Source organism: Methylobacterium sp. 174MFSha1.1, from assembly GCF_900116815.1.
Lineage (GTDB): Bacteria > Pseudomonadota > Alphaproteobacteria > Rhizobiales > Beijerinckiaceae > Methylobacterium.
In genome coordinates, this window is record NZ_FPCB01000060.1 from 22,486 (window position 1) to 30,819 (window position 8,334).

The window sequence follows — 8,334 nt, forward strand, 5'->3', positions numbered from 1 at the left end:
CCCGCGTCCCCGGATGTAATCGCTGCGTTCTGTCGCACAACGCGACCGATCGCGCTACGCTGCGGCGCAAACCGACCGGAGAGCCAGACCCCGTGACGACGCTGGAGCCCGCGGCGAGCGCCGCCGCGCCCGACCTGGACCCATCCCGGCCCGTCACCCTGGCGGAAAGCCTGCCGGTCTGGCTGCGGATCGCCGCCCTGTCCTTCGGCGGGCCGGCCGGGCAGATCGCGGTGATGCACCGGGTGCTGGTCGAGGAGCGGCGCTGGATCTCCGAGAACCGCTTCCTGCACGCGCTCAACTTCTGCACCCTCCTGCCCGGGCCGGAGGCGCAGCAGCTCGCCACCTATGTCGGCTGGCTGATGCACGGGGCCCGGGGCGGTCTGCTGGCCGGCGGGCTGTTCGTGCTGCCGGGGCTGGTCGCCATCATGGCCCTGAGCTGGATCTACGTCCTCTACGGCGAGGCTGGCCCGGTCGCCGGGCTGTTCTTCGGCCTCAAGGCCGCGGTGCTGGCGATCGTGCTCGAGGCGGTGCAGCGGATCGGCCGGCGGGCCCTGCGCGGCCGGGCGATGACCGGGCTGGCGGCGGCCGCCTTCGTCGGCATCTTCTTCCTCGACGTGCCGTTCCCGCTGATCGTCGTGGCGGCGGGCCTCGTCGGATTCCTCGGCGGCCGGGCCGGGCATCCGGCCTTCCGGCCCGGGGGCGGGCACGCGGCGAAGCCGGGGGACGGCCCCTACCTGTTCGGCGACGACGCGCTGCCGCGGGAGCGCACGACCTGGGGCGAGACGCTCGCCACCCTCGCGCTCTGGTCGGCGATCTGGCTCGTTCCGGTCGCCGCGCTCCTCCTCGCACTCGGTCCGGACGACGTCTACTCCCGCATCGCGGTGTTCTTCTCCAAGATGGCGCTCGTCACCTTCGGGGGCGCCTACGCGGCCTTGGCTTACGTGGCGCAGGCGGCGGTGGAGCAGTACGGCTGGATGCGGCCGGGCGAGATGCTCGACGGGCTCGGCATGGCCGAGACCACGCCGGGCCCCCTCATCATGGTCACGCAGTTCGTCGGCTTCCTCGCCGCCTTCCGGGCGCCGGGGGCGCTGCCGCCGCTCCTCGCCGGCACGCTCGGCGGGTTGCTCACCACCTGGGTCACCTTCGCGCCCTGCTTCCTGTGGATCTTCGTCGGCGCACCCTTCATCGAGCGCCTGCGCGGCCATCGGGCGCTCGCCGGCGCGCTCTCGGCGATCACCGCGGCGGTGGTGGGGGTGATCCTCAACCTGGCGGTCTGGTTTTCCCTCCACACGCTGTTTCGCGAGTTGCGCCCGGTGGCGGTCGGGCCGGTGCGGCTCGACGTGCCGGTGCTCGCGAGCGTCGACCCCTACGCGCTCGCCCTGGCGCTGGCAGCGACCGTGGCTTTGTTCCGGTTCCGGGTCGGGATGATTCCGGTGCTCGGGGCCTGCGCCGCGGCGGGTGTGGCCTTGCGGCTGGCGGGGCAGATCTGAACCCCGGGCTCCGTCCGACGCGCGGTCACGCCGCCGCCAGCAGGTCGGCCCGGTACAATCCCGAGGCATCCGGCCCCGCGGCGCCCGCCTCGACCTGCCCCGCCGCCGCCATCTCGGCGAACAGCCAGCCGAGGGCGGACGGATCGGGGACCAGCTCCGCCTCGCCGAGGGCGATGTAGTTGCCCACCTCGGCCACCGGGCCGCCCGGTGCGAGCCGCAGCGATCCGGTGAGCCCGCGCAGGATCAGCGCCGGATCGAGCCCGAGATGGCGCGGGCTCCCGAGGAGCGCGGCCAGCGCCTCGCGGTTTCCCGGCTCGCCGCACCAGCGCGCCGCCCGCCTCACCGCGCGCAGGAGCGGCGCCGCCCGGTCCTCCATCTCGGCCGGCAGCGCCAGCACCTTCTCCGGGCAGCCCGGGGCGATGGCGACTCCGAGCGCCGCGATGCGCCCGACCCCGGCCTCGACCGCGACGCTGCTCCACGGCGCACCGACGCAGAAGCCGTCGATCAGGCCGCGCTCCAGCGCCTCGACGGTGCGGGGCGGCGGCACCACGACGAGGCGCACCGCCGAGAGCGAGCTGCCGCCGAGCGCCAGCAGCCGCCGCCACTGGTAGGTGTGGCTGGAGAACGGGTGGACGGTGGCGAGCGTCAGCGGCCGCCCCTCGCCGGCGCGCGCCTCGGCCACCCGGGCCAGCGCCCGGGCGACGTCGGGCACGGCGTCGGAAGCGGCATCGAGTGCCTGCCAGAGCGGCAGCGACAGGGTCACGGCGTTGCCGTCGCGGGCGAGCGCCGCGGGCGCGATCAGGCGGGCCTGCGGCCCGGAGAGGCCGAGATGGCAGGCGAGCGCGAGCGGGGCCAGGATGTGGGCGCCGTCGAGGAGGCCGAGGGCCAGGCGGTCGCGCAAGGTGGCCCAGGATGGCTCGGCGACGAGGTCGACCTCCAGCCCCTCCTCCGCCGTGAAGCCGCGCTCCACCGCGGCGACCAGCACGGCGGCGTCGGTGAGCGGGACGTAGCCGAGCTGCAGCCTCATCCGAGCAGGTCCGCGGCGGTGACGATGGCGCGGGCGATGTCGACGATCTTGCGCTTCTCGTTCATGGCCTTGCGGCGCAGCTGCTTGTAGGCCTCGTCCTCGGTCAGGCCCTTGGCGCTCATCAGGATGCCCTTGGCGCGCTCGATCAGCTTGCGGTCGGCGAGCTCGCTCTTGGCCTCCGTGAGCTCGCGCTGCAGCCGCGCGAAGGCGTTGAAGCGCAGGATCGCGATCTCGATGATCGGTTTGATCCGCTCGGCGCGCAAGCCGTCGACGATGTAGGCCGAGATGCCGGCATCCACCGCCGCCTGCATCATCGGCGCGTCCGAGCGGTCGACGAACATCGCCACCGGGCGCTCGACGAGGCGCGAGACCCCGAACATCTGCTCCAGCAGGTCGCGGCTCGGGCTCTCGAGGTGGATCACCACCACGTCGGGCGAGAGGGCGGAGAGCCGGTCGAGGAGGTCGGCGGTGTCGGGGATCACCACCACCCGCGCGCCCTCGACGGCGCGCAGGCCCTCCTCCAGGATCGCGGCCCGGGCGCGGCTCGGGTCGACGACGGCGATGACGAGGCTGTTGTCCCCGGAGGACGGGGCCGAGGGGGTTGCGCGGTCGGGCATGTCGGCGTCGGATCACGCAAATGTCGGGCCTGAGACGGTGCTCGGCTCAGGGTGGACAAGGATGGGCGGACAAGAAGCGGCAGGACCGAACCTTACCCCGGGGGAGGTCCGGGCGACACCCCCGAAAGGCACGGATCGGCCCGCCGACACGAAAGCGCAAAGAAACGGCCCCGCTTCGGCCCGAAACGCAGGCTTCACTCCCGCCAGGATCGAGCGGGAGGTTCGGATGCGGCAGAACGGGCGGACGCGCAAGCCGGCGGAGACGAGCGCGATCGGCAACCTGCCCGGCGCCTCGCGGGGCTACCTGCCGCTCCTGCCCACCGCCTGCGTGGCGGTCTGCCTCGCCGCGGGCTCGCTGTACTGGCGCGAGGCGCCGCCGCGGGCACCGGAGAGCCACGTCGCGGCGTTGCAGCCGCTTCCGGGCGGCGACCTCTTCCGCATCGTCCCGGAAGCCGACGGGCGGGCGCGTGCGCCCTACCCGCTCGAATTCGAGCAGCAATTCCCGCTGATCGCCGGCCTGCCGGCCGAGGCCCCAATGCCGGCGCTGCCGGTGCTGCCGAACCCGGAGGCCAAGGAGACCAGGCCGGAGAAGGCCCCGCGCCGCACGGCCACCCATCGCCCGCGGGCGGTGCCGGCCCTGGCGGTGCCGGCTCTGGCAGACCTGCGCCCGCCGGTCCGGCCCGACGACCTCAAGGTCCGGACGCCGACCGCCGAGAAGCCGGCGCCGGCGACCCGCACGGCGAGCGGCGGGGCTGAGCCGGAGCGCACGCCCTGGCTGCCTTTCGCGCCGACCGGCCGGCTGGTGACGCAGACCATGGTGGCGCTCGGCGACGGCGTGACCAATGCGGGCGCGGCGATGATCGACCTCATCGACCGCCGGCGCTGAGCCCGGGTTGGACCGGACGGGAGGCCGCTCTAGCTACCCGCGTCACGGCATTGTTCGGGACGCACCATGGCGCTGCTCATCGAGGATTACGCACTCGTCGGCGACGGGCGCAGCGCCGCGCTGATCGGGCGCGACGGCAGCGTGGACTGGCTGTGCTGGCCGCGCTTCGACGCCTCCGCCTGCTTCGCGGCCCTGCTCGGCACCCGGGAGGATCACGGCCACTGGCGCATCGCGCCCGCCGAGCCGGCGACGACGACCCGGTGCTACCGCGAGAACACGCTGGTGCTCGAGACCACCCACGAGACCGCCGAGGGCGCCGTCAGGGTGGTCGACTACATGCCGGTCGAGGACGGCACCCACCTGGTGCGTCTCGTCGAGGGCATCCGCGGCCGGGTGGCGATGCGCATGGACCTGGTGGTGCGCTTCGATTACGGCTCCGCCATCCCCTGGGTCTCGCGCAGCGAGAACGACGACCTGCGGGCCATCGCCGGCCCCAACAAGCTCGTCCTGCGCACCCGCGCCCCGCTGAAGGGCGTCGGCCAGTCGACGGTGTCGGACTTCACCGTCGAGGCGGGCAAGAGCGTCTCCTTCGTGCTGAGCTACGGCCTCTCGCACGAGGAGGACCCGGCCCCGATCGAGCCGCGCAAGATGCTGGCCTCGACGACCGCCTGGTGGCGCTCCTGGTGCCAGCGCTGCCACGGCGGCACGCCCTGGGACGCGGTGCTGACCCGCTCGCTCCTGACCCTGAAGGCGCTGATCTACCGGCCGACCGGCGGCATCGTCGCCGCCCCCACCACCTCGCTGCCGGAAGAGATCGGCGGCGTGCGCAACTGGGACTACCGGTTCTGCTGGCTGCGCGACTCCACCTTCACGCTGCTCGCCTTGATGGATGCGGGCTACATCGACGAGGCCCGGGCCTGGCGCGACTGGCTAACCCGCGCGGTGGCCGGCAGCCCGCAGCAGGCGCACATCCTCTACGGCATCGCCGGCGAGCGGCTTCTGCCCGAGATCGAGCTCGACTGGCTGCCCGGCTACGAGGGCTCGCGCCCGGTACGGGTCGGCAACGCCGCGGCCCAGCAATTCCAGCTCGACGTCTACGGCGAATTGTTCGACGCCCTGTTCCAGGCCCACCAGCGCGGCATGCTCGCCGACGAATCGGGCGTCAGGGTCGGCCGCGCCCTGCTCGACCACCTGGAGCGGGTCTGGACCGAGCCCGACGAGGGCATCTGGGAGGTGCGCGGCGGGCGCAAGCACTTCGTCCACTCGAAAGTGATGGCCTGGGTGGCCTTCGACCGGGCGATCCGCTTCTACGAGGCACACGCCGCCGACGAGCCGACCGCCGGCGACGCCACGGCTGTCGAACGCTGGCGCGGCGTGCGCGACCGGATCCATCGCGAGGTCTGCGAGAAGGGCTTCGATCGTGAGCTCAACAGCTTCGTACAGTATTACGGCGCGAAGGACCTCGATGCGAGCCTGCTGCTGATCGCCCATATGGGCTTCCTGCCCCAGGACGACCCGCGGGTCGTCGGCACCGTCGAGGCGATCGGCCGTGACCTGATGCACGAGGGCTTCATCCTCCGCTACGACACCCACGGTCAGACCACGGACGGCCTGCCGGCCGGCGAGGGCGCCTTCCTGCCGTGCAGCTTCTGGTACGCCGACAACCTGATCGGGCTCGGCCGGCGCGACGAGGCGCGGGCCCTGATCGAGCGGCTGCTCGCCCTGTGCAACGATGTCGGGCTGCTGGCCGAGGAGTACGACCCGGTGCGCAAGCGCCAGGTCGGCAATTTTCCGCAGGCGTTCAGCCATGTCGCGCTCGTCAACACGCTTCTGAACTTCAGTCGGACGATCGGACCCGCTAAGGAGCGCGGCGGAGACCCGGACGCTTCCGGACATCCGGGCCAGCAACCCGTGATGCCCGCCCAAGCGGCCCAGGGGCCCGCGTCGTGAGGCGCGGGCGCGGACCCTTTCACGTCAAGAGGCCCTGAAGATGAGCGCAGCCGACACCAAGCCGAAGGCCGGCACCAGCGAGATCGACCAGCGCAGCATCGACACGATCCGCACGCTGACGATCGACGCGGTGCAGAAGGCGAATTCGGGCCATGCCGGCGCCCCCCTCGGGCTCGCCCCGGTCGCCTTCACCCTGTGGAACCACTACCTGCGCTACGACCCGGCGCACCCGCACTGGCCGAACCGCGACCGCTTCGTGCTCTCGGTCGGCCACGCCTCGATGCTGCTCTACTGCCTGCTCCACCTCGCCGAGGTGGCGGAGAAGGACGGCGGCAACGCCCCGGCGGTGAGCCTGGAGGACATCAAGAAGTTCCGCCAGCTCGACAGCCGCACCCCGGGCCACCCGGAATACCACTTCACCACCGGCGTCGAGGTGACGACGGGACCGCTCGGCCAGGGCGTGGCGAATTCCGTCGGCATGGCGATGGGCGGCCGCTTCCTCGGCGAGCGCCTGGCCTACGGCGACCAGCCGCTCTTCGACTACAACGTCTACGCGCTGTGCAGCGACGGCGACCTGATGGAGGGCGTCGCCTCCGAGGCCGCCTCGATCGCCGGGCACCTGCGCCTGTCGAACCTGTGCTGGATCTACGACAACAACACCATCACCATCGAGGGCCACACCGACCTCGCCTTCAGCGAGGAGGTCGCCGCCCGCTTCCTGGCCTATGGCTGGCAGGTGCTGCGCGTCGCCGATGCCAACGACACCGTCGCTGTCTCCCACGCCATCGAGACCTTCCTGCAATCGGGCGACCGCCCGACGCTGATCATCGTCAACTCGGTGATCGGCTACGGCGCGCCGACGAAGCAGGGCACCCCGAAGGCCCATTCGGACGCGCTCGGCCCCGACGAGGTCAAGGGCGCCAAGCGCGCCTATGGCTGGCCGGAGGACGCCCAGTTCCTGGTGCCGGACGGCGTCTACGACAATTTCCGCCAAGGCATCGGCGCCCGCGGCAAGGCGCTGCGGGAAGAGTGGCTGGCTTTGGTCGAGGAGGTGAAGGCCGGGGACGCTGCCCTCGCCAAGGACCTCGCGGCCTATCTCGACGGGAACCTGCCCGAGGATTGGGACGCCGACATCCCGGTCTTCCCGGCCGACGCCAAGGGCCTCGCCACCCGCGAATCGTCCGGCAAGGTGCTGAACGCGCTCGCCAACCGGGTGCCGTGGCTGCTCGGCGGCTCGGCCGACCTCGCGCCCTCGAACAAGACCAAGCTCGAGAGCCCGGAGGCCGGCACCCTCGGCCCATTCACGCCCGGCGGGCGCAACATCCATTTCGGCGTGCGCGAGCACGCGATGGGCTCGATCGTCAACGGCCTCGGCCTCGTCGGCCTGCGCGCCTACGGGGCGACCTTCCTGGTCTTCTCCGACTACATGCGCCCGCCGATCCGGCTCGCCGCCCTGATGGAGCTGCCGGTCTTCCACGTCTTCACCCACGATTCGATCGGCGTGGGCGAGGACGGACCGACCCACCAGCCGGTGGAGCACCTGCTGGCGCTCCGCGCGATCCCCGGCCTCGTCACCTTCCGGCCGGCCGACGCCAACGAGGTGGCGGAGGCCTACCGGGTGATCATGCAGCTCAAGCACCAGCCGGCGGTGCTGGCGCTGAGCCGCCAGCCGCTCCCGACCGTCGACCGGGACAAGTACGGCCCGGCCTCCGGCACCGCCAAGGGCGCCTACGTGCTCGCCGGCACCGAGGAGGCGAAGCCCGACGTGATCCTGATCGGCACCGGCTCCGAGGTGCAGCTCTGCCTCGGCGCCTACGAGACCCTGAAGGCCGAGGGCGTGAAGGCCCGGGTGGTGTCGATGCCGTCCTGGGACCTGTTCGAGCAGCAGGACGAGGCCTACCGCAACAGCGTGCTGCCGCCCGAGGTGACGGCCCGCGTCGCGGTCGAGCAGGGCTCGGTGATCGGCTGGGACCGCTACGCCGGCAGCACCGGCACGATACTGGGCATGCACACCTTCGGCTCCTCGGCGCCGATCAAGGACCTGCAGACCAAGTTCGGCTTCACGCCGGAGAAGGTTTTGGAGGCGGCGCGCGCCCAGTTGGCGAAGAAGAAGGGCTGAGCCACGAGTGCGGGAGCCCGTCGGCACCTCCGGCGGGCTTCACATCCTCCATCGTCATCCCGGGGCTCGTCGAAGACGAGAACCCGGGATCCATAACCGCTGAGGTTCGAGAAACGGTCGGTCAGCCTTCCGCTTCATCCTGAACCGTCGGCGGTTATGGATCCCGGGTTCCGCTTCGCGGCCCCGGGATGTTGGGGTGGACGGCCCCCGCCGGCATCATAGGTGCCAGATTGGGGTCGTCTGAA

Annotated in this window: 6 protein-coding genes; 4 read left to right on the top strand and 2 right to left on the bottom strand. The window is 72.1% G+C overall.

Translation table 11 applies throughout. The features are described from left to right. Positions 1 to 101: 101 nt before the first annotated feature. On the top strand, positions 102 to 1,490 hold the full coding sequence (gene chrA / locus BM430_RS31845) for a chromate efflux transporter (RefSeq protein ID WP_244539760.1): 1,389 nt from the start codon (positions 102 to 104) through the stop codon (positions 1,488 to 1,490). Between the two features lie 25 nt (positions 1,491 to 1,515). On the opposite strand, the gene BM430_RS31850 is transcribed toward chrA, so the two are convergent. Both BM430_RS31850 and BM430_RS31855 read right to left on the bottom strand, forming a co-directional pair. Then, positions 1,516 to 2,517: a CmpA/NrtA family ABC transporter substrate-binding protein gene (locus BM430_RS31850; RefSeq protein WP_093571209.1), complete on the bottom strand. Its 1,002-nt coding sequence runs from the start codon at positions 2,515 to 2,517 to the stop codon at positions 1,516 to 1,518. Next, complete coding sequence (locus BM430_RS31855) at positions 2,514 to 3,134, bottom strand: ANTAR domain-containing response regulator (protein ID WP_093571210.1); 621 nt, start codon at positions 3,132 to 3,134, stop codon at positions 2,514 to 2,516. Before BM430_RS31855 ends, BM430_RS31850 begins: the two co-directional genes overlap by 4 nt. Positions 3,135 to 3,360: 226 nt before the next feature. Between BM430_RS31855 and BM430_RS31860 the strand changes: the two genes are divergently transcribed. The 3 genes from BM430_RS31860 (at position 3,361) to tkt (ending at position 8,089) form a co-directional block, all read left to right on the top strand. Beyond that, positions 3,361 to 4,020: a hypothetical protein gene (locus BM430_RS31860; protein ID WP_093571211.1), complete on the top strand. Its 660-nt coding sequence runs from the start codon at positions 3,361 to 3,363 to the stop codon at positions 4,018 to 4,020. 66 nt (positions 4,021 to 4,086) lie between these two features. Next, positions 4,087 to 5,970 carry a glycoside hydrolase family 15 protein gene (locus tag BM430_RS31865; RefSeq protein ID WP_093571212.1) on the top strand — a complete coding sequence of 628 codons (1,884 nt, stop codon included), beginning with the start codon at positions 4,087 to 4,089 and terminating at the stop codon, positions 5,968 to 5,970. A gap of 40 nt (positions 5,971 to 6,010) precedes the next feature. Further along, positions 6,011 to 8,089: a transketolase gene (gene tkt, locus BM430_RS31870; RefSeq protein WP_093571213.1), complete on the top strand. Its 2,079-nt coding sequence runs from the start codon at positions 6,011 to 6,013 to the stop codon at positions 8,087 to 8,089. Positions 8,090 to 8,334: the final 245 nt, after the last annotated feature.

Bases quoted from the DNA above. Each gene is read 5' to 3' on its own strand.
- BM430_RS31850 (WP_093571209.1), bottom strand. From the start codon at position 2,517: ATGAGGCTGCAGCTCGGCTACGTCCCGCTCACCGACGCCGCCGTGCTG.
- BM430_RS31855 (WP_093571210.1), bottom strand. From the start codon at position 3,134: ATGCCCGACCGCGCAACCCCCTCGGCCCCGTCCTCCGGGGACAACAGC.
- BM430_RS31860 (WP_093571211.1), top strand. From the start codon at position 3,361: ATGCGGCAGAACGGGCGGACGCGCAAGCCGGCGGAGACGAGCGCGATC.
- BM430_RS31865 (WP_093571212.1), top strand. From the start codon at position 4,087: ATGGCGCTGCTCATCGAGGATTACGCACTCGTCGGCGACGGGCGCAGC.
- tkt (WP_093571213.1), top strand. From the start codon at position 6,011: ATGAGCGCAGCCGACACCAAGCCGAAGGCCGGCACCAGCGAGATCGAC.